The sequence below is a fragment of the Streptomyces sp. NPDC021225 genome (assembly GCF_044332865.1).
Lineage (GTDB): Bacteria > Actinomycetota > Actinomycetes > Streptomycetales > Streptomycetaceae > Streptomyces.
Window position 1 is genome coordinate 1,042,043 of the sequence record NZ_JBIRPV010000001.1, and the last position, 19,120, is coordinate 1,061,162.

The window sequence follows — 19,120 nt, forward strand, 5'->3', positions numbered from 1 at the left end:
ACGGACTTCACGGAGCGTACTGGTGCTCGGGGCGCTGTGGCTCCTCGCCGGTGTGCTGGCCGTCCGTCAGGCCGCAGCGGTGCTGCGGCTGCCGCCCGACGAACGGTTGACCGACCTGGAGACCTGGACCGGCGAGCAGGGTGTCCTGCATGTGAGCGGGTCGCTGTACGACAGTGACGCGTTCACCGGGACACCCTTCTCGGGGCTGGTGCTCAAGCCGCTGACCCGCGCCGCCGAGCAGAGCCTCGGCTACGCCTGGACCTTCGGCACCCTGCTGCTGGTCGTGGTGCTCGCCCTGGTCGCGGCCCGCTCCCTGCCCGGCCCGGTCTCCCGGCGCACCTCGCTGCTCGCCGCGCCCGTGGCGCTCAGCCTGCTGGTGCTCTCGCTGCCCGTACGGAACACCTTCACGCTCGGCCAGACCAGCATCATCCCGGTGGTGCTGGTGCTGCTCACCGTGTTGCCCGCGACCTCGGGGCGGCAGACGAGCGTGCTCATCGGCGTGGCCGCGGCGCTCCAGCCCGCGCTGCTGCTGTTCGCGGTGGTCCTGTGGCTGATCGGGCGGCGGCGGGTGGCGGGCCTCGCGGCCGCCACCTTCGCCACGTGCACCGCGCTCGCCTGGGCGGCGATGCCCCACGACTCGTGGACGTACTGGGCTTATCACATCGGCGGGGCCGGGCTCGGCGCGCCCGCGGACAGCCTGGCCAACCAGTCCCTGCACGGGCTGCTGCTGAGGCTCGGGCTTTCGGGCCCGGCCGAGCTGGCGCTGCTGGTGGTGCTCGCGGTGGCGGTGGCCGTGGTCGGTCTGCGGCGGGCCGCGTACTACGCCAAGGACGGGCAGCTGCTGCTGGCCGCGGCGATCACCGGCAGTGTGGCGCTGGCGATTTCGCCCACGTCCTGGCAGTACCAGCAGTTGTGGATCCTGCTGGCCGTCGTCGGGCGGGTCGGCCGGCGCGCCACGGACCGGCTGGTGTGGCCGGTGCTGGTGGTGCTGGTGATGACCCTCAACCGCCGTGCGCTGCTGCCCGGTATCGAGATTCTGGGTTATATCGGATATAACGCACCGCTGCTGGCGGCCCTCGCCGCCGCCTGTCTGGTGCCCTTCCTCTCCCGTGACTCCCCCGCGTGGGACCGCCCCGAGCCGACGCCGGTGGCCGAACCGGACAAGGGGCGCTTCGCCTGGGTGCCGCTGCTGCGCTTCGTACGGCGGCCGCTCTCCCGCCCCAATCTGCTGCTCGAGCTGATGTTCATCCGCGTCGGCTACTTCGGATACTCCTACATCCGCGCGCTTGCCCCCGACTCACGGGCCCTCGCGGAGAGCCACGGACACCAGATCCTCACGGCCGAGAAATGGCTGGGAATCGACATCGAGCACTGGTTCAACAGCGTGGTGGCGGACACACCATGGCTGAGGGACAGCATGAACTGGTACTACAGCACCTTCCACTTCCTGGTGCCGCTGTCCCTCCTGGCCTGGCTGTATCTGCGCCGCCCCGTGACCTACCGCTGGGCCCGCACCCCGCTGGCCTTCGCCACGCTCCTCGCGCTGGTCGGCTTCTGGCTCTACCCGACCGCTCCGCCGCGCCTCATGGGCCTCGGCTTCGTCGACACCGCCCATGGGCCGCAGGACCTGGACAATCCGGACTTCGGCGCGCTGACCAAGCTCTCCAACCAGTACGCGGCCATGCCCTCGCTGCATGTGGGCTGGTCGCTGTGGTGCGGGGTCGTCATCGCGATCGTGGCGCCGTATGTGTGGCTGAAGGTGCTCGGCCTGATGTACCCGCTGATGACCACCGCGGTGATCGTCGGCACGGCGAACCACTGGCTGCTGGACGCGGTCGGCGGCGCAGCGGTCGTGGCCGCCGGGTTCGGGCTCCAGTACCTGCTGTTCGGCGTCGGGAAGCGGCCGAAGGAGGAGCCCGCCGGGCCGCTGTGGCCGATCAGATTCCGCAAGCGCGAACCGGGGCCGGAGGCCGTGGCATCGGCGGCGGTTTCGGTGCCGCCGCCCAGGCCGTCCAAGGAATCCGTCCCCGAGGCCGCCGAGCCGACGGAGGCCACCGGCCCCGGCTCGCGTTGAAGGGTGCGACGAAGCGCATTAGCGTGGGAAAGAGGGACGGGCCCGGCCGGGTGGGGCGTGGCGCGGGGCCCGCGCCACGGGGGCCGACCGAGGGGGGTGTCACACCCGGAGGAGTGATCCCCCATGTCCCTTGCCATGGTGGCCACCGCGGCGGCCGCGGCGTCGATGGTCGCGGTGTCCCCCGCGGTCTCGCCGCCCTGCCCCGTCGCGCTGGTGCACTCAAGGTTCGCGCCGGCCGCCGAGGCGGCCAGTCGCACGGCGGTGACGTACAACACCAAGCTGGTGCCCACCTCCGCCATGGTCGTCGTCGTGGAGTTCCTGGGCAAGCCGCGGTACGAGCACGGGCACAACCACGGACACCAGCACTACCGCATGCAGGGCGAGGCCCGGTCCACGCCGACCGGTACGCCCACCAGCTCGCCGAGCCCGCAAGCCAAGCAGGAAGGCACCAGTGTCATGGTGTGGCTGCACGGGGCCAAGGCGAACCACACCTTCGGGGCGCATGTCCATACGAAGACCTGCGGGACCAAGCCCGACGACTCGGGTCCGCACTACCAGAACACGAAGGACCCGAAGCAGCCGTCGGTCAACCCGAAGTACGCCAATCCGCAGAACGAGGTATGGCTGACCCTCAAGACCGACAGCTCCGGGGACGCCCACGCCATGACCCATGTGAACTGGCGGTTCCGGGACTCCCAGGCGCGCTCGTTTGTGATCCATGAGCATGCGACCGCCACGCAGAAGGGCAAGGCCGGAGTGGCGGGCGCGCGGGTGGCGTGCGTCAAGGTGCCGTTCAAGGGTGACAAGTAAGGGGCAGGCCCGCCGGTCAGGACGCGGCGGGTGTCTGCGGCGCGGGGATCAGCAGCCCGCGCCGCACCGACGCGTCGCGGACCTCCTCGTACAGCGCGCGCAGCGTGTCGCTGACGGCGACCCGCGGGAGCTGGTGCCGGTCCAGGGCGTCGGCGTCCATGGCGGCGTTGGCGTCGGTGGGCATGTCGTGCCAGCCCTGGCCGGTGAGGTAGCGCATCAGCGCGGGGTTGAGCCGGTCCACCCCGCGCACCAGGCAGGCCTCGGGCGTACGGCCCTCCTCGTACTCGTGCCACAGGGCCAGGAACTCGGGCCGCAGCGTGTCCGGGAGGGTGGCGAAGGGGTCCTCGTCGGGATCCACATCGATTTCGGAGTCGAGGCCGGTGTCGAGTTCGACGAGGTCGTGCATCAGACAGAGCTTGAGCATCTTGGTCAGATCGAGGCAGTGGCCGGCCTCCCGCTCGAACTCGGCGTGCAGTATCCAGCTGACCATCGCCAGGTGCCAGGAGTGCTCGGCCACGCTCTCCTTGCGGACGGCGGTGGCGTTGTTGGCGCGCTCGATCTCCCGCAGCCGGGCCGTGAAGGTGATGAAGTCGAAGAGTCTTCGAAACTCGTGCTCGTGCTGTGCGCCGGGCGTGCCGCTCATGTCGTTCATGGCCGACAGTGTGCCCCCGGCCGGGGGCACGGCGGCACTCCCGGGGCCGGTCGGCGGTCAGCCGTACGTCACCCGCAGCTCCTTGATCCCGTTCAGCCAGGGCGAGCGCAGCCGCCTGGGGTCGCCCGCGAGCCGGATGTCCGGCAGGGCGTCGGCGATCGCGTTGAAGATGAGCCGGATCTCCAGCTCCGCGAGGCTCTTGCCGAGGCAGAAGTGCGGGCCGCCGCCGCCGAAGCCCAGGTGCGGGTTGGGGTCGCGGGTGATGTCGAAGACCTCGGGCCGGTCGAAGACCTCCGGGTCGTGGTTGGCGGAGGAGTAGAAGATGCCGACCCGCTGGCCCGCCTTGATCCGCTGCCCGCCCAGTTCGGTGTCCTGGGTGGCGGTGCGCTGGAAGGACATGACCGGGGTGGCCCACCGGACGATCTCGTCGGCGGCGGTGGCCGGGCGCTCGCGCTTGAACAGCTCCCACTGGTCGGGGTGGGTGAGGAAGGCGTGCATCCCGTGGCTGATGGCGTTGCGCGTGGTCTCGTTGCCGGCGACCGCGAGCAGCAGGACGAAGAAGCCGAACTCGTCGGAGCCGAGGTTGCCGTGGTCCTCGGCGGCGACCAGCTGGCTGACGATGTCCTTGGCCGGGCAGGCCTTGCGGTCGGCCGCCAGGTTCATGGAGTACGAGATCAGCTCCATGGCCGACTCCGCGCCGATCTCCTCGGTGATGGCGAGCTCCGGGTCGTCGTACGCCACCATCTTGTTGGACCAGTCGAAGATCTTGGAGCGGTCCTGCTGCGGAATGCCGATCAGCTCGGCGATGGCCTGGAGAGGCAGTTCGCAGGCCACATCGGTGACGAAGTCGCCGCTGCCGTCCTCCTTGGCCCCGGCCACGATGCGGGTGGCGCGCTCGCGCAGCGCGTCCTCCAGCGAGCGGATCGCGCGCGGGGTGAAGCCGCGCTGGACGATCTGGCGGACCCGGGTGTGCTCGGGCGGGTCCATATTGAGCATGATCAGCTTCTGGACGTCGATCTGGTCGCGCTGGATGTGCTCGTTGAAGCGGATGATCGCGGTGTTGAGGTGGGAGGAGAAGATCTCCGGCTTGGTCGACACCTCTTTGACATCGGCGTGGCGGGTGACGGCCCAGTAGCCGTCGTCGCCGAAGCCCGCGATGCCGTGCGGCTGGGGGATCCACCACACCCTCGCGGTCTGCCTCATCCGGGCGAACTCCGGGAGTGGCAGACGGTGCTGGTAGATGTCGGGGTCGGTGAAATCGAAGCCTTCGGGCAGCGCTGGACAGGACATCGGCCACTCCAGATCTGACGGCCTATCAGAAGTACCCGCGAAGGTAGTAACGGGTTCTATAAGTGGCAAGTGCTATGGCGCCTTTGTTCCGGGCGGACGGGCGCACAACGGGCGCCAAGTGGGCGTCATGCGGGCCGACAACGGCCGACAACGGCCATGCACGCCCCTTGCGCCGTCAGGTCGGGCCTCAGCAGACTGACTGAGGAACTAGAACGCGTACTAGTTCCGTCGCGGGCGCTGCCGGGAGCCCCGCGGACACAGGAGAGGACTGACGAGTCATGGCCGCGGAACCCGTCATCGTCGAAGCCGTACGCACGCCCATCGGCAAGCGCGGAGGCGCGCTCGCCGCCCTGCACCCCGCCTATCTGCTCGGCGAGACATACCGCGAACTCCTCGCCCGTACCGGCATCCAGCCCGACTGCGTGGAGCAGATCGTCGGAGGCACCGTCACCCACGCCGGCGAGCAGTCGATGAACCCCGCGCGCACCGCATGGCTCGCCATGGGCCTGCCGTACGAGACCGCGGCCACCACTGTCGACTGTCAGTGCGGCTCCTCGCAACAGGCCAACCACATGGTGGCCAACATGGTCGCGACCGGGGTCATCGACATCGGCATCGGCTGCGGCGTCGAGGCCATGTCGCGGGTGCCGCTGGGCAGCGGCTCCAAGCACGGGCCCGGCAAGCCGTTTCCGGACGAGTGGAACGTCGATCTGCCCAATCAGTTCGAGGCGGCGGAGCGGATCGCCCGCCGCCGCGGGCTCACCCGGGAGAAGGTCGACGCCCTCGGGCTCCTCTCGCAGGAGCGGGCCGCCCGCGCGTGGGCCGAGGAGCGCTTCAAGCGCGAGACCTTCGCGGTGCAGGTGCCGACGGACGAGGACGAGCAGGCCGCCGGACAGGGCATGTGGCGGCTCGTCGACCGGGACGAGGGGCTGCGCGACACCAGCATGGAGGCGCTCGGCGGGCTCAAGCCGGTGATGCCGACCGCCGTGCACACCGCGGGCAACTCCTCCCAGATCTCCGACGGCGCGGCCGCGGTGCTGTGGGCGTCCAAGCGGATGGCGCGGGCGCTCAAGCTTAAAGCCCGCGCCCGGATCGTCGCCCAGGCGCTGGTCGGCACCGACCCGCACTACCACCTGGACGGGCCGGTCGACGCGACCCGCGCGGTGCTCGGCAAGGCGGGGATGAAGCTCAAGGACATCGATGTCGTCGAGATCAACGAGGCGTTCGCGTCCGTGGTGTTGTCGTGGGCGCAGGTCTTCGAGCAGGGCCTGGAGAAGGTGAACGTCAACGGCGGCGCGATAGCGCTGGGGCACCCGGTGGGCGCCACCGGCGCCCGCCTGATCACCACCGCCCTGCATGAACTGGAGCGCGCGGACAAGGAGTTCGCGCTGATCACGATGTGCGCGGGTGGCGCACTGGCGACCGGGACGATCATTCAGCGGCTGTGAGCAGCGCCTGCGACCAGGGCCTGGAGGGCGGGTCGCAGGGCGGCGGCGATCTCCTCCGGGGAGGCGCGGCGCAGGTCCTCGAGGCCGAGCAGTTGATGGCCGATGGTCACCCCGACCGTGGTGGCCACGGCGAGCGCGGCGTGCAGCCGGGCGTCCTGGGCCTCGTGGTCACCTTCGTGCCCGGCTGACATGGCCGCCGCGAGCCCGGTGATCTGACGGTCGAGGGTGGCGCGGGCCGCCTCCGCCGCCTCCGGGTGGGTGAGCATGGAGCGCAGCATCGCCAGCGAGGCCTCCGGCAGCCCGCCGATCTTCATCCCGAGCGAGGCCAGCAGGGAGTCCGTCAGCGCCTCGGGGCCGCCGGTCCGTGGCCGGCCCTCCGCCCCGGCGACCGAGATCCGCACGGCCTGGGAGAACAGCTCCTGCTTCGAGCCGAAGTACTGCATGACCAGCGCGGGGTCGACCTGCGCAGCCGAGGCGACCGCCCGGATCGTGGTGCGCTCGAAGCCGCGCTCGGCGAACAGCTCGCGGGCGGCGGCGAGGATGCGCTGCTCGGTGTTGCGGCGGCGCTCGGCGCGGGTGGGTCCGGCTGCTGCGGTCATATCTCCGACTCTACCGATCGCTCTACAGCTGTTGACCTGGTCGGCGCTCGCTCTACACTCGTTGAGTCAACGCATGTTGAGCGAAACTCCTGAGCGAACGGAGCGCATCGTGATGCCCGAAACCACCGCCGCAGCGCCACATGAGATCGTCGAGCGCTTCCACGGCGCGATGCTGAAGAAGTCCGCGGACGACCTGGCCGACCTGTACGCCGTCGACGCCCGCCACGAGTTCCCGTTCCTGTTCCCCGGGCTGCCCGCCTGCTTCAACGGGCGCGAGGAGATCCGGGCGGGCTACCGGGCGATGTGGGGCGCGACCCCCGTGGAGCCCGGGGCGATCCGCGATGTGGTGATCCACGAGGCCGCGGAGGCCGGCACGGTCGTCGTCGAGCAGACCGTGGTCGGGGCGCTGGCGCCGACCGGCCGCCCCGTCACCGTCCCGGGGATCCTGGTGATCCGGGTCAGGGACGGCCTGATCGTCCACACCCGCGACTACATGGACGGGCTCGGCGTGGCCAAGGCCACCGACCGCCTGCCGGACCTCGTCGCCGCGCTCGGCGGACAGCCCGCGGCTCCGGCGCGGTCTCCGGTCACGGCTCCCTGAAGGCGACCGGCGCGTCGAAGGCGGCCCGGCGGGTCGCGCGGCGCAGGGCCCGCAGGACCGTACGGCCGAGAGTGAGGGTGAGCACCACCGTCACCACCGCGCGCGGAAGGTCCCAGCCGAGGGATGTCGCCAGGCAGTACGCGACGAAGCGGGCCAGGTTGTGCGACAGCGGATCGCCGGGCACGAACGACACGCCCGAGGCCATCCCGGCGAGATACGGCCAGCCCTGGAGATTCATCACCGTGCCGTACAGGACGGAGGCCACCGCCCCGTATCCGGCGAGCAGCAGCAGCTCACCGCGCCCGCGCAGCCGGTCGGCCCCGGGCAGCAGGCCCGCGCCCATGCCCACCCACCCCATGGACAGCATCTGGAACGGCATCCACGGCCCCACCCCGCCCGTCAGCAGCGCGGAGGCGAACATCGACACCGCGCCGAGTACGAAGCCGAAGCCCGGGCCGAGCACCCGCCCCGAGAGCACCATCAGGAAGAACATCGGCTCGATGCCCGCCGTCCCCGCGCCCAGCGGCCGCAGCGCGGCGCCGGCGGCCGCCAGCACCCCCAGCATCGCCACCGCCTTGGCGCCGATACCGGTGTCGGCGATCGTCGCCACGACGACGGCCAGCAGCAGCGGCAGCAGGGCGGCGAACAGCCAGGGCGCGTCGGCGGAGTGGGCGAGCCCGGACGCGGAGTCGGCGAGCAGCGGCCAGCCGAAGGCGGCGACCCCGATCGCGGAGACCAGCACGAGGGCGGCGACGGAGCGGGCGCCGAGGCGGACGGCGCGGACCTGGCGCCCCGCGTTCGTCCCGTCCGCCCCTGCCGCCCCGCTCGGTACGGTGCCGTCGCCACGCGGCGTCATACGGTCCGCTCCCGCTTCTCCAGGGCCCGCCGCACCTGCCGGACCGTCAGCCACGGCTGCGGGGCCAGCACCTTGGCGACCTGCGGGGCGAACGCCGGCGAGTCCACCACGACCTGCGCCGTCGGGCCGTCGGCCACCACCTCCCCGTCGGCCAGGATCACCACCCGGTGGGCGAGCTCGGCGGCCAGCTCCACGTCATGTGTGGCCAGCACGGTCGCGTGGCCGTCGGCGGCCAGCCCGCGCAGGATCTCGACCAGGCGCGCCTTCGCCGCGTAGTCCAGGCCGCGGGTCGGCTCGTCGAGCAGGAGCAGCGGCGGGCGCGCGGTGAGGACGACCGACAGCGCGAGCGCGAGCCGCTGGCCCTCGGACAGATCGCGGGGGTGTGCCGAGTCCGCCACGCCCGGCAGCAGCCGGCCGACCAGCTCCCGGCAGCTGCCGGGGGCCGCGCCCGCGTCCCGGTCGGCCGCCGCGCACTCCGCGGCGACGGTGTCGGCGTAGAGCAGATCGCGCGGCTCCTGCGGTACGAGGCCGACGTGGCGCAGCAGTTCGGCGGGGCGCGTGCGGTGCGGTACCACAGCTCCTACGCGTACCGAGCCGGAGGCGGGCGTGTGCATTCCCACCAGCGTGGACAGCAGAGTCGACTTGCCCGCGCCGTTGCGGCCCATCAGCGCCACCGTCTCGCCCGGCCGCACCGACAGATCCACGCCCCGCAGCGCCTCGATTCGACCGTGGCGTACAGCCAGCCGCACCGCCTCGGCGACGGGCTCACCGTCCCCCGCGTGCGGATCTCCGTGCGGGGTGTGCGGCGCCAGCCGCTCCCGCAGCGGCGCCGCCTTGCGGCGGGCGTCCCGTACGGACAGCGGGAGCGGGGACCAGCCCGCGAGGCGGCCGAGCTCGACCACGGGCGGCTGGACGGGCGAGACCGCCATCACCTCGGCCGGGTCCCCGACGACGGGGGCCGCGCCGGGGGAGGGCAGCAGGATCAGCTGATCCGCGTACTGGACCACCCGCTCCAGGCGGTGCTCGGCCAAAAGCACGGTGGTGCCCAGGTCGTGCACCAGCCGCTGGAGCACCGCCAGGACCTCCTCGGCCGCCGCCGGGTCCAGCGCCGACGTCGGCTCGTCGAGGACCAGGACGCGCGGGTGTGTGGTGAGCACCGAGCCGATGGCGACCCGCTGCCGCTGGCCGCCGGAGAGCGTCGTGATGGGCCGGTCGCGCAGCGCGGCGAGGCCGAGCAGGTCCAGGGTCTCCTCGACCCGGCGGCGCATGGTGTCCGGCGGGACGCCCAGCGACTCCATGCCGTACGCGAGTTCGTCCTCGACGGTGTCCGTGACGAAGTGGGCCAGCGGGTCCTGGCCCACCGTGCCCACGACATCGGCCAGTTCACGCGGCTTGTGGGTGCGGGTGTCGCGGCCCGCCACGGTGACCCGCCCGCGCAGCGTGCCGCCCGTGAAGTGCGGCACCAGCCCGGAGACGGCGCCCAGAAGAGTCGACTTGCCGACTCCTGAGGGGCCGACGAGCAGACACAGCTCCCCCTCCGGAACGGTCAGGTCCACGCCCCGCAGTGCGGGGTGCGCGGCGGCGTCGTAGGTGACGGACACCTGCTCGAAGCGGATCACCGCGTGGCCTCCTTGCCGGTGTCCTCGCTGGTCTTCTGGGAGGTGGGGCGCGGCACGGCGGCCACCGGGGCCGGAGCCCGCGACGGGGCCTGTGACGGGGCCTGTGACGGGGCCTGCGACGGGGCCCGGTCGGGCGCGGGCGCCACGAACGCCGGGACCAGCCCGACCAGCACGCTCGCCGCCGGCCACAGCGGCAGCACGGGCGAGGTGAGCGGTACGGCGGGCGGGTCCAGGGCCTGCGGGGCGTACGAGGCCGCCCAGATCATCAGACCCGCCACCGCCACCCCGGACCCGGCCACCAGCCACGCCCGCGCGTCCCACCGGTCCGGCCGGTAGCGGCTGCGCACCGAACGGCGGCCGCCCAGCCACAGCCCGCCGAGCGCGGCGGCGAGCCCCGCCAGCAGCACCGGCAGGCCGAAGCCCGCGCCCTGCGCGGCCAGCAGCCCGTACGTACCGGCGCACACGCCGAGCAGCCCGCCGAGCGTGAGCGCGGCGGTGGCGCGGGCCACGGCGGGCGGGACCTGGGCGGTGCGGCCGTAGCCGCGCGCGTCCATCGCGGCCGCCAGCGCCACGGACCGCTCCAGCGCCCCCTCCAGCACCGGCAGCCCCACCTGGAGCAGGGCGCGCACCCCGCGGTCGGGGCGGCCGCGCAGCCGGCGGGCGGCGCGCAGCCGCTGGACGTCCGAGACCAGGTTCGGAGCGAAGGTCATCGCGACCACGACCGCCACGCCCGCCTCGTACAGCGCGCCGGGCAGCGACTTGAGCAGCCGGGCGGGGTTGGCGAGCGCGTTCGCCGCGCCCACGCAGACCAGGAGGGTGGCCAGCTTCAGCCCGTCGTACAGCGCGAAGACCAGCCCCTCGGCGGTGACCCGGCCGCCGATCCGCACCCCCTGCGCCCAGTCGGGGAGCGGGATTTCGGGGAGCGTGACCAGTACGTGTGTGCCGGGGATCGGCGAGCCGAGGAGCACCGCGAAGCACAGCCGGATCGCCAGCACCAGGAGCCCCAGCTTGAGGAACGCGCCGTACGAGCGCGCCCACGGCGCGTCCGTACGGCGCGCGGCGACCACATAGCCCGCCACGCCGACGAGCAGCCCCAGCAGCAGCGGGTTGGTGGTGCGGGAGGCGGCCGTGGCCAGCCCGAGGGCCCACAGCCACCAGGCCCCGGCGTGCAGCGCGCCACGCGAGCTGTGCGTGGCGTGCGTGGTGTGCGCGGTGCGCGGGTGTCCGGCGGCGGCCCGGTCGGCGCCGCTCATCGCCGGTGGTGGCGGCGCGACTGCCAGACGGCGGCGGCCCCCAGCGCGACCACGGCGGCCAGGCCGCCGATCAGCCCGGCCGACGGGCCGCCGCCTCCGCCGCCCTGTCCGCCGCCCCCGCTGTCCCCGCCGTCTCCGACCTGTCCGCCACTGCCGCCGTCCGACGGGGCGTCGACCTGCTCGCCGCAGCCCGTGGCGGGGTAACCGGCGATGGCGCACAGCAGGGCGGCGGAGTTGTAGCGCAGCGGCTTGGCGACGGCCGCCAGCGCGTCCCCGGCGCTCGCGTCCTCGCCGACCCGCGCGCACTCCGTGCGGGGCTCGGGCGGGGTGCGGTGGTCGGGGGCGTCGGCGGCGGTGCCGAAGTCGAGGACCACGGCGACGCGTTTGGTGCCGCCCTTCGCGGGGGTGTCCGCGCACACCGTCTCGAACCCGGCCGAGCTGCGCGGCCGGGTCGCGTCCCCCGAGTCCTCGCTCACCGCGAACCGGAACCCGACCGTGTCGCCGTCGCCCGGCCGGGCCGTGGCGGGCCCCTGCGTGGCGTACGTCCAGCCGTCCTCGCCCCGCTCCCGCTGCCAGAACGACCAGTAGCGGTAGCCCGCGGCCTGCGCGGGGGAGGCGCCGAGGGCGAGCGCGGACACCATCGTGGACACGAACACGGCGCAGAAGGCGAGGGCGGCGCGGGACGGACGCGCGGCGGCGAACCGCGGCGCAGGGCGAGCGGGCTCCCGCTGCTCCGGCTGGTCGGCCGATGACCTTGGGGCCGCCGGCGCGGGTTCGGGTCGCTCGGCGGGAGGCAGCCCCATCAGAGCTGCTGCTTCTTCCGGCCGCTCAGCAGGAAGCCGATGCCGATGCCGGCCACCGCGAAGACGCCCACCGTCCACCAGACGCCGCCGACACCCCCCTTGTCGTCGTCCTTCTTCTCCCCGTCCTTGTCCTTGCCCTCATCCGAGTCGGCCTGCGATCCGGACGCGGAGACCGACTCCGGCTTCGGGCCGGTGGCGTTCAGCCGCTGGACGAGGTCGACGCCGCCGAAGCTGCGCGGATCCGCCCCGGCCGCGTGCGCCGCGAGGACCAGCTTGGCCAGCGCCCCCGGGTCGCCCTTCGCCCACGCCAGCGCGCCGTTCTTCTCGTTCTGGAGCCACTGGAGGGGCTTCGCCGCGGTCGCGCTGTGCTCCCCGGCGGCCAGGGCTACTATCGCGTCCGCCGTGCCGCCGAAGTCGGGCTGGTCCTCGGCGCCGGGCATCGCGGACAGCAGATGGCTGCCGTGCCCGGCCATGGTGTCCGCCAGATACGCGGCGGCGGCCCGCGCGGCCTCGGTCACTTTGGCCGGCTTGGCGCTCCCGCTCTTGTCGCTCTTGTCGCTCTTGTCGTCCTTGCCGTCCTTGCTGCCCGAGCCGCAGTCCAGCGGCTCCGGGGCCTTGCCGGCGTCCTTGCCCGCGGGCTCGAAGACCCAGCCCTTGCCCTCGGTGGCCAGCGCGGCGGCCGTCGTCGCCAGGTCGTTCGCGACCGGCTTGCCCTTGTCCGCCGTATACGCGAACGCCCCGCGCTGCCCCTCCTTCGCATCACACCCCAGCTGGAGGCCGAGCAGCACGTCGTACGGCGTCCGGCCGCCCTTGGCCGACTTCACCTGCTTCGGGTCCTGGCCCGCGGCGGCGAAGGCGCCGACGGCGGCGGAGGTGGAGTTGGCGTCGCTCGGGCTGCCCGGGTTCATGCCCCAGCCGCCGTCGTCGTTCTGGCTCTCCTTCAGCCAGCCGACGCCCTTCTCGACCGCGGCACTGCGCCCACCGACCGCGGCCAGCGCCTGTACCGCCGCCGCTGTCGCGTCGGTGAACTCGCCCTTCTTCGGGTCGCACGCGGCGGAGGCGTCGGCCCGGTACGCGGCGAAGCCGCCGTCCTCGCACTGCTGGCCGGCCAGCCAGTCGATGGCCGATCTCGCCGGGGTGACCCCGACCGCGTCCTGCGCCAGCAGCGCGAGCGACTGCCGCCACACCCCGTCGAACTTCGGGTCCTTGGCGCCGTACAGCCCCTTGGGCAGCGCCGCCGAGCCGGACGGCTTGGGCGAGGGCGAGGCGTCGGCGAACGCGGCGGGGGCGGCGGCCGTGCACAGGGCGGCCAGGGCGGCCAGAGCCGTGGCGCTGCGGCGTACGTTCATGGCGACGGTGCCTCTCGGTCGGGGGTCTCGGCGGTGGCTGGGCAGCGGTACGCGGCCGCGCACGGCCGACCACCCCGCACGCCGAGGGACGTGCGAACGCGATGACACCGGGCTCAGCTCCGCATACCTCGACGGTGCCGCCGCCGGGCGGGCCGGCGGCGGGAGCCTGCGGTGCGCCCGACCAGGTGTCCCGGCTCGTACGCCCTGCGGCACACAGCCCGTACTCACGGTTGCGGGTCAGCGCCGGAATCTCACCGGCTTCCCCCGATCGGACGCGGATGAAGTTTTCACGCATACCTTATCCGGCGCCCACCGGGGCCGGACCACGGCGGTCGGGCCCTTGGGGGTGGGCTGGGAGGCGGGCTGTAGGGCGGGCCCATACTCTCCCTATGGATCAGGACATCCGGTTCCGTTTCGGCCTGACCCCCTTGGAGCATGTGCGGCCGTGGGGGCGGCGCGAGCGTCCCGTACTGCACTGGTTCGGGCTGACCGACGGCTGGTACGTCATCGACCTCGGCGAGCATGAGCTGCTGCGCTACTCCGAGCGCACGGTGCGGCGGCTGCGGGGCGGCGGGGACGGCGAAGGCGCCGGCCCGTCCCATCCGTATGCGGACTACTACGTGGTCCGGCTCTGGGAGGACCTGCTCGCGCTCCTGCCGGCGGCGCTCGAGCCCGTACCCGAGGACCTGGCCGGCTTCGTGGCCCGCGACTCCTCCGACTGGCACTGGGAGGACACTCCGCAGATCGACGCCGCGGTGGGGTGGCACAGCGACCGTGACCTGAACACGGGGTATCTGCGCGTGGCGCCGGACATCCGCTGCTGGCGGACCGTCGCCGGGGAACGCGATGTCATGCATGTCAGCTGGGCGCATCGGTCCGATCCCGAGGACGAGATCGAGTTCGCCGTGCCGGACACGGGCCGGGTGACCGTGCCGACCAGTGCCTTCGTCGCCGCCGTCGGCGAGCTCGACCGTGCGCTGCTGGAGGCCATGGAACAGCGGATCGGCGAGCTGGCGGCCGCGGGGCCGCCGCCGGGCGTCGAGCTGGACCTGGAGCAGCTGCGCCGCGAGCACCAGGACCGCGCGGGGTGGCTGCGGCGGACCCGGGAGTACGAGTACGCCACCGACTGGGCCGCCGTACGGGCGGGCGCGGTGGCGCTCCTCAGATCACCAGGCGAGGACTGCGGGTGAGGCCGAGGATGCCGAGGAGACGGTCCATCATGTCCTCGAAGAGCGGAACCGGGTCGTCCAGGGCGTAGGACAGATGGCCGTAGACGGCCAGGCAGAGCATGCCGTAGATCTGGCGCCAGCAGGTGAGCATCAGGAACGCGACGCCGAGGGGCACTTCGAGGCCGATGACCTTGCGGTAGGTCCGCAGTTGGGCCACCAGCGCCGGATCGAGCTCGTCGTCCGCAGGGCAGGCCAGCCTCCCCTCGCGCCACAGCCGGGTGAATCCCCGTCCGAACACCCCGCCCAGCTCACGCGATATGACCTGCGGGATGTCGTCCGCGGTTTTGGCCGCCGAGGGGTAGCCGGCGCCCATGAGCAGGTTGAACTCCGCCGGGTTGGCCACGGACCAGTCCAGCACGGCACGGGTGGCGGCGTGCAGCTGCGCGCTGACGTCATCGGGGTCTTGGCGGCCCACCGCATGGTCGACGGTCTGGATGAACTCCGTGGTGACGTCGTCGTAGACGGCGCGGATGAGCCCGTTCCTGCCCTCGAAGTAGCGGTAGAGGGCGGGTGAGGTCACGCCGACGCTGCGGGCCACGGCGGCGACGGTGAGCCCCTCGATGCCCTCCGCGGCGGTGATCCGGCGGGCGGCGGCCCTGACATCGCGCTCCAGCTCCACGCGCAGCCGCTCCCGCCGCGTCAGCCCTGCCGCGCGCTCGCCTCCGTCTCCGTCTGTGCCGGACACCGTCGCCTCCTTGTCGTGGTGGGGTGCGCCCCAATGATCCTTCATCGGCGGTCGGGCGCACGGGGCAACCGACTTGCCGTGAAGGTGCGTTGCATGGTTAATACTATTCTCGCTTCTAAGGGCAGTCACGTTCGGGGGAAGGCGGAGAGCTGAGTGAGTAAGGCGTATGCGCCCGGGGTGCGTGGGTGGGTCGCGGTGGCGGCGGCGACCGTGCTCGCGGTGGGAGGCGTGACCGCGTGCGGCGCGTCCGACGACCCGGGAAAGGGCGGCTCCGGGCGATCCGGCGCCTCGGACGGCAGTGGGCGCAAGTCCGGGGCGGACGTGACGGATTCGGCGGAAGCGGAGGGATCCGGGCTCGCCGCGGCGATGCGAGACCTCTCCCGTGTGACCTCGGCCACCGGGCCGGTGATCTGCTGGGACGACGATGACGGCAAGGGTGAGCAGGTAGCGGCCTTCGACGCCACGTTCAGCAAGCGCGTCGCCACGTACTCCGAGGAGCCGCTGTTGGCCCGGCTCGCCGAGATCGCCGAGGAGGGGGACGCGGAGCGGGCGTTCGTGCGCAGCCTCTGCGGAAAGCCGCAGTACGGCAAGAGTGCGGCGGACCTGGGGGTCAGCCCGGTCTCCCCGGACGGCCGGCGCGTCGCGGTCGAGGTGGTCACGGACGAGGCGGGCGCCCTCACGTCCTCGCATGTGGGGTGGCTGGACCTGACCACGGGGGAGTTCACGGACATCACCGAGGCCGCGCAGAAAGGGGGCTACAGCCCGGAGACGCACTCCGACGGGTTCCCCGGATTCGCCCCGGACGGATCGCTGTGGTTCCTGCGGGACGAGCAGGTGTACTACTCGGCGGATGAGAGCGGCCGTCTGACCCGGCACCCGATCAGCAAGGCCTGCCATGACGAGCGATCCGGGAACGATGGCTTCTACCGCCCGGTGAACTCGACGGCCGTCACCTGTCCGCGCCTCATTCACCCGAGCGGGAAGTTCGCCGTCTCCCCCGGCAAAATCATCGACGGCATCGACTCGTATGACGGGTTCGACCTCGATCTCCTGGCTCCCCACATGGACCGGCTCGACGACGACACGGTCTTCGGCGACCCCACCGACCAGATGGTCGTGCGCGACGGCGGCGATGTGCGCGACTGCGACCCCGTGGCCTGGATCAACGCCGACGACGTCCTCTGCGAGGAGGCGTCCGCCTTCTTCACCGTGCGGGCCGACGCGAGCGAGCTGGGGGGAAAGCCCGACGGCCCGCTGGCGGCCGAGGTGAAGGCGGAGATCGCCCCCGAGACGGACAACAAGATTCTTTCCGTGGCCCTGTCCACGGACCGTCAATACCTCTACATCGCATCGAAAGAGGTCCTGGACGACGGCGACGTCAAGCTGTATCGGGCCGGCTTGACGTCGCCCGGGAGGCCGGAGGAGTTGGGGCCGCTCCCGCAGGGGGTGGGGGACGACTTCGTGCTCCGCGGAAACTTCCAGACCGGCGATTTCCAGTAGTCGGCGCGCGAGCAGAGCACAACGGGGGCATCGAATGTCGAAATGGTGGCCGCGCGGGCGGTCGTTGCGGGTGTTGTTGTCGGTCGGGATCGCGCTGGCCGTCGCGGCCGGCCTGCTGACCGCGTGGCAGATGGCGGCCAGCCGACCGGGAAAACTGGCCGTCAAGGTCACGGGCCTTCCCGCCAAAGCGCGTTTCACTCTCCACATCAGCGGGGCGAACGGGTTCAGCGAAGAGCTGACGAGCGACAAGACGTTCTCCGTCGATCCCGGTGATTACCGCATCACGGCGAAGGCCAGTCACGCGAAGGGAAACGTCTACTACACGGCGGACGAGACCACGACCTGGACGGTGGACGGCGGCGAAACCGAGCGGGCGGTGATCGATTACGCCGTGGCCCTCTCCGAGAGGACCACGGTCCTGAGTGCCCCGGACTCCGCCGACTCCGGACTCCTCAAGCGCCCCGGCACGTCGGAGCTGGTCTTCGCCGCGGGCTCGGCGACGGCGCGCAAGCTGAAGAAGGGCGACTTCGTCGTCGCCGCGGAGAGCGAGCGGACGCCGCGGGGGCTGGTGCGCGAGGTGCGCGGGGTGACCCGGGAGAAGGACCGGATCGTCGTCCGGACCAAGGACGCCACGCTTCAGCAGGCGATGCCCAAGGCCGTGCTGCGGGTCGAGGACCCGCCGGACTCCGCACGCGGAACGAAGACCGAGATGCAGCCCGCGTCGTATCAAATGCCGCAGGCGCCCGCGTCGTCCAGTCCCGACCCTGAGGGTTTTCAGCCCGAAGTTTCCATCGGCGTGGACACCTGGAGAGGGAAGGGCGCGCTCTCCAATATGAAATGCAGCGGCTCGCTGGCGCTCGTCAAATATGAGCACGGTCCGCTGAAATTCGGTATGGCGGGTTCCGATTTCGGCTGGAACCGGCAAGACGGGGCCTGGGCCCGTATGAACGTCCAGGTGCAGCAGAGACACAAACTGACCCTGGGCTCGCCGGTGGGCGCGTCATGCGGCTTCGACTGGGAATTCGCGAAGTTTCGGGTGCCCCACGTCACCGCGAAGCTCCTCAAGGTCGGGTACTTCAACCTGGACCCCGAGGTCGCCATCTATCTCAACGGGAAGATCAAGGGCGATGCGGGGGCGAAGCTCGAAATCGAGAGTCCCCTGGACTATCGGGGGAGCACGCAGCTGAACCTCCTCCGGAAGCCGTCGGCCCGCGCCACTGGCTGGCCTCCGAAGGCCACGGGCAAAATGCCTTCGGCGGCCGGACTGGGGGCGAGGGCAAAGCTCGGCGTCCGGATCAGCCTGAAGGTGAGCCCCGTGATCGAAGTCCTGGTGGCCGGGATCGACCTGGAAACGGCACTGGTCTTTGACGGCAGGATCGATGTCATCCATGACTCGGCCAAGGTCAAGTTCCTTCCGGAAGTGACGGTCAGTATGAGCCTCGGTCCGGGCAACCTCGGCCTTGATCCCAACCTTCCCCCGCCCCGCAGCATCGACGTCTCGTTCCCGATCGCCAAACCCACCACCATCTGGGAGTCGGCCCCGGGCGAAGTCAAGGCCAAGGTGAAGAAGGCCGACCCCGACAAGGCGGTGGCCTGCCCCTCCCGGTCGTGGATGAAGACAGAGCTCGAGGCCATCGCCAAGTACGACACGGAGGCGCATCTGGGCCAGTCGACGTGCTGGCCCGGATGGGCGGCCGTCACCTGGTCCGACGAACCGGCCTCGGACTTCGTGACGATCAGCGTCTTCAAGCGCAACGCCCGCCACTTCTACCCCGCCGTTCATCTGCTGCCCGTCATGGACGACCCGTACGACCCCGACTGGCTCCGTGACTGCGAAACCCTCCGCAGGATGAAGCCCCCGGCCGCGCTGCTCTCCTTCGTCGGCTGCACCGGGCAACCAACTGTGAACCAGGACAAGCTGGACGCGGCCGCCGCCCTGCGGCTGATGGAGAACGCGAACTACACCCCCGAGATCACAGCCGACGAGCTCGGCGCTCTCCCCGGCCCGCTGCGCGCCGTCAGGGCGATGTGCACGGGCAGCTACGACGGAAACTGCGCGGCCGTGTTCTTCTTCCACGGAAACCGCTTCGTGGGCCAGGCGAGCGGACCAGGGGCGATGACCATCGAAGCGCAGGACGGCAGAACGGTGACCCTGGCCCGCCCCATCTTCAAGGACAGCGACCCGAGCTGCTGCCCCTCGGGCGGCACCGCCCGTAACCAGGTCCGCTGGAGCGGTGGGGCGCTGGCGTCCACCCCGTCCCTGGAGGACTTCACGCCGCACAACGAGCCGGTCCGTTGACCACCGTCGTGGGAGATCATGGCGGGGGACGGTCCGGCGGGCCGTCCCCCGCC

The 19,120-nt window shown here is 72.0% G+C and carries 16 protein-coding genes and 1 riboswitch; of the genes, 7 read left to right on the forward strand and 9 right to left on the reverse strand.

Annotated features, from left to right (window positions below; translation table 11 throughout):
* The first annotated feature begins 19 nt into the window (after positions 1-19).
* Together ACH4S9_RS04830 and ACH4S9_RS04835 are read left to right on the forward strand one after the other, a co-directional pair.
* Positions 20-2,074, forward strand: a complete 2,055-nt coding sequence (locus tag ACH4S9_RS04830) for a phosphatase PAP2 family protein (RefSeq protein ID WP_311722941.1) — start codon at positions 20-22, stop codon at positions 2,072-2,074.
* 123 nt (positions 2,075-2,197) lie between these two features.
* Positions 2,198-2,884, forward strand: coding sequence for a superoxide dismutase family protein (locus tag ACH4S9_RS04835; protein WP_311722819.1), 687 nt, complete (start codon positions 2,198-2,200; stop codon positions 2,882-2,884).
* Positions 2,885-2,900: 16 nt separating this feature from the next.
* Here the strand turns inward: ACH4S9_RS04835 and ACH4S9_RS04840 are convergent, their stop codons facing one another.
* Positions 2,901-3,536 (reverse strand): HD family hydrolase, encoded by a 636-nt coding sequence (locus ACH4S9_RS04840; protein WP_398369827.1) that lies wholly within the window; start codon positions 3,534-3,536, stop codon positions 2,901-2,903.
* Positions 3,537-3,593: 57 nt separating this feature from the next.
* The gene (locus ACH4S9_RS04845; RefSeq protein ID WP_311722821.1) at positions 3,594-4,826 is read right to left on the reverse strand and encodes a cytochrome P450; all 1,233 of its coding nucleotides are present in this window, start codon (positions 4,824-4,826) and stop codon (positions 3,594-3,596) included.
* Between the two features lie 278 nt (positions 4,827-5,104).
* On the opposite strand from ACH4S9_RS04845, the gene ACH4S9_RS04850 reads away from it, so the two are divergent.
* Positions 5,105-6,274, forward strand: coding sequence for a steroid 3-ketoacyl-CoA thiolase (locus ACH4S9_RS04850; RefSeq protein ID WP_398369829.1), 1,170 nt, complete (start codon positions 5,105-5,107; stop codon positions 6,272-6,274).
* Here ACH4S9_RS04850 and ACH4S9_RS04855 read toward each other — a convergent pair.
* The gene (locus tag ACH4S9_RS04855; protein ID WP_398369831.1) at positions 6,262-6,873 is read right to left on the reverse strand and encodes a TetR/AcrR family transcriptional regulator; all 612 of its coding nucleotides are present in this window, start codon (positions 6,871-6,873) and stop codon (positions 6,262-6,264) included. The two genes, ACH4S9_RS04850 and ACH4S9_RS04855, sit on opposite strands and share 13 nt — an antisense overlap.
* Before the next feature lie 112 nt (positions 6,874-6,985).
* On the opposite strand from ACH4S9_RS04855, the gene ACH4S9_RS04860 reads away from it, so the two are divergent.
* Positions 6,986-7,474: a nuclear transport factor 2 family protein gene (locus tag ACH4S9_RS04860; protein WP_398369833.1), complete on the forward strand. Its 489-nt coding sequence runs from the start codon at positions 6,986-6,988 to the stop codon at positions 7,472-7,474.
* Here ACH4S9_RS04860 and ACH4S9_RS04865 read toward each other — a convergent pair.
* From ACH4S9_RS04865 to ACH4S9_RS04885, 5 genes are all read right to left on the reverse strand, one after another.
* Positions 7,461-8,330, reverse strand: a complete 870-nt coding sequence (locus tag ACH4S9_RS04865; protein WP_398369835.1) for an ECF transporter S component — start codon at positions 8,328-8,330, stop codon at positions 7,461-7,463. The genes ACH4S9_RS04860 and ACH4S9_RS04865 overlap by 14 nt on opposite strands.
* The gene (locus ACH4S9_RS04870; RefSeq protein ID WP_398369837.1) at positions 8,327-9,949 is read right to left on the reverse strand and encodes an ABC transporter ATP-binding protein; all 1,623 of its coding nucleotides are present in this window, start codon (positions 9,947-9,949) and stop codon (positions 8,327-8,329) included. Before ACH4S9_RS04870 ends, ACH4S9_RS04865 begins: the two co-directional genes overlap by 4 nt.
* Positions 9,946-11,202 carry a CbiQ family ECF transporter T component gene (locus ACH4S9_RS04875; protein ID WP_398369839.1) on the reverse strand — a complete coding sequence of 419 codons (1,257 nt, stop codon included), beginning with the start codon at positions 11,200-11,202 and terminating at the stop codon, positions 9,946-9,948. Before ACH4S9_RS04875 ends, ACH4S9_RS04870 begins: the two co-directional genes overlap by 4 nt.
* Positions 11,199-11,843 (reverse strand): SCO2322 family protein, encoded by a 645-nt coding sequence (locus tag ACH4S9_RS04880; protein ID WP_352131418.1) that lies wholly within the window; start codon positions 11,841-11,843, stop codon positions 11,199-11,201. Before ACH4S9_RS04880 ends, ACH4S9_RS04875 begins: the two co-directional genes overlap by 4 nt.
* A 161-nt stretch (positions 11,844-12,004) precedes the next feature.
* Complete coding sequence (locus ACH4S9_RS04885) at positions 12,005-13,354, reverse strand: prenyltransferase/squalene oxidase repeat-containing protein (protein WP_398369841.1); 1,350 nt, start codon at positions 13,352-13,354, stop codon at positions 12,005-12,007.
* Between the two features lie 184 nt (positions 13,355-13,538).
* Positions 13,539-13,618: riboswitch (cobalamin riboswitch) on the reverse strand.
* A 125-nt stretch (positions 13,619-13,743) separates the two neighbouring features.
* Here ACH4S9_RS04885 and ACH4S9_RS04890 point away from each other — a divergent pair.
* Positions 13,744-14,544 carry a DUF5984 family protein gene (locus ACH4S9_RS04890; protein WP_398369843.1) on the forward strand — a complete coding sequence of 267 codons (801 nt, stop codon included), beginning with the start codon at positions 13,744-13,746 and terminating at the stop codon, positions 14,542-14,544.
* Here the strand turns inward: ACH4S9_RS04890 and ACH4S9_RS04895 are convergent.
* Positions 14,516-15,268: a TetR/AcrR family transcriptional regulator gene (locus ACH4S9_RS04895; protein ID WP_398369845.1), complete on the reverse strand. Its 753-nt coding sequence runs from the start codon at positions 15,266-15,268 to the stop codon at positions 14,516-14,518. The genes ACH4S9_RS04890 and ACH4S9_RS04895 overlap by 29 nt on opposite strands.
* A 153-nt stretch (positions 15,269-15,421) precedes the next feature.
* Between ACH4S9_RS04895 and ACH4S9_RS04900 the strand changes: the two genes are divergently transcribed.
* Positions 15,422-16,768: a hypothetical protein gene (locus ACH4S9_RS04900; protein ID WP_398369847.1), complete on the forward strand. Its 1,347-nt coding sequence runs from the start codon at positions 15,422-15,424 to the stop codon at positions 16,766-16,768.
* A gap of 34 nt (positions 16,769-16,802) precedes the next feature.
* Positions 16,803-19,067 (forward strand): LppP/LprE family lipoprotein, encoded by a 2,265-nt coding sequence (locus ACH4S9_RS04905; protein WP_398369849.1) that lies wholly within the window; start codon positions 16,803-16,805, stop codon positions 19,065-19,067.
* Positions 19,068-19,120: the final 53 nt, after the last annotated feature.

Bases quoted from the DNA above. Each gene is read 5' to 3' on its own strand.
- ACH4S9_RS04845 (WP_311722821.1), bottom strand. From the start codon at position 4,826: ATGTCCTGTCCAGCGCTGCCCGAAGGCTTCGATTTCACCGACCCCGAC.
- ACH4S9_RS04875 (WP_398369839.1), bottom strand. From the start codon at position 11,202: ATGAGCGGCGCCGACCGGGCCGCCGCCGGACACCCGCGCACCGCGCAC.
- ACH4S9_RS04835 (WP_311722819.1), top strand. From the start codon at position 2,198: ATGTCCCTTGCCATGGTGGCCACCGCGGCGGCCGCGGCGTCGATGGTC.
- ACH4S9_RS04860 (WP_398369833.1), top strand. From the start codon at position 6,986: ATGCCCGAAACCACCGCCGCAGCGCCACATGAGATCGTCGAGCGCTTC.
- ACH4S9_RS04840 (WP_398369827.1), bottom strand. From the start codon at position 3,536: ATGAACGACATGAGCGGCACGCCCGGCGCACAGCACGAGCACGAGTTT.
- ACH4S9_RS04850 (WP_398369829.1), top strand. From the start codon at position 5,105: ATGGCCGCGGAACCCGTCATCGTCGAAGCCGTACGCACGCCCATCGGC.
- ACH4S9_RS04885 (WP_398369841.1), bottom strand. From the start codon at position 13,354: ATGAACGTACGCCGCAGCGCCACGGCTCTGGCCGCCCTGGCCGCCCTG.
- ACH4S9_RS04865 (WP_398369835.1), bottom strand. From the start codon at position 8,330: ATGACGCCGCGTGGCGACGGCACCGTACCGAGCGGGGCGGCAGGGGCG.
- ACH4S9_RS04890 (WP_398369843.1), top strand. From the start codon at position 13,744: ATGGATCAGGACATCCGGTTCCGTTTCGGCCTGACCCCCTTGGAGCAT.
- ACH4S9_RS04855 (WP_398369831.1), bottom strand. From the start codon at position 6,873: ATGACCGCAGCAGCCGGACCCACCCGCGCCGAGCGCCGCCGCAACACC.
- ACH4S9_RS04880 (WP_352131418.1), bottom strand. From the start codon at position 11,843: ATGGTGTCCGCGCTCGCCCTCGGCGCCTCCCCCGCGCAGGCCGCGGGC.
- ACH4S9_RS04905 (WP_398369849.1), top strand. From the start codon at position 16,803: ATGTCGAAATGGTGGCCGCGCGGGCGGTCGTTGCGGGTGTTGTTGTCG.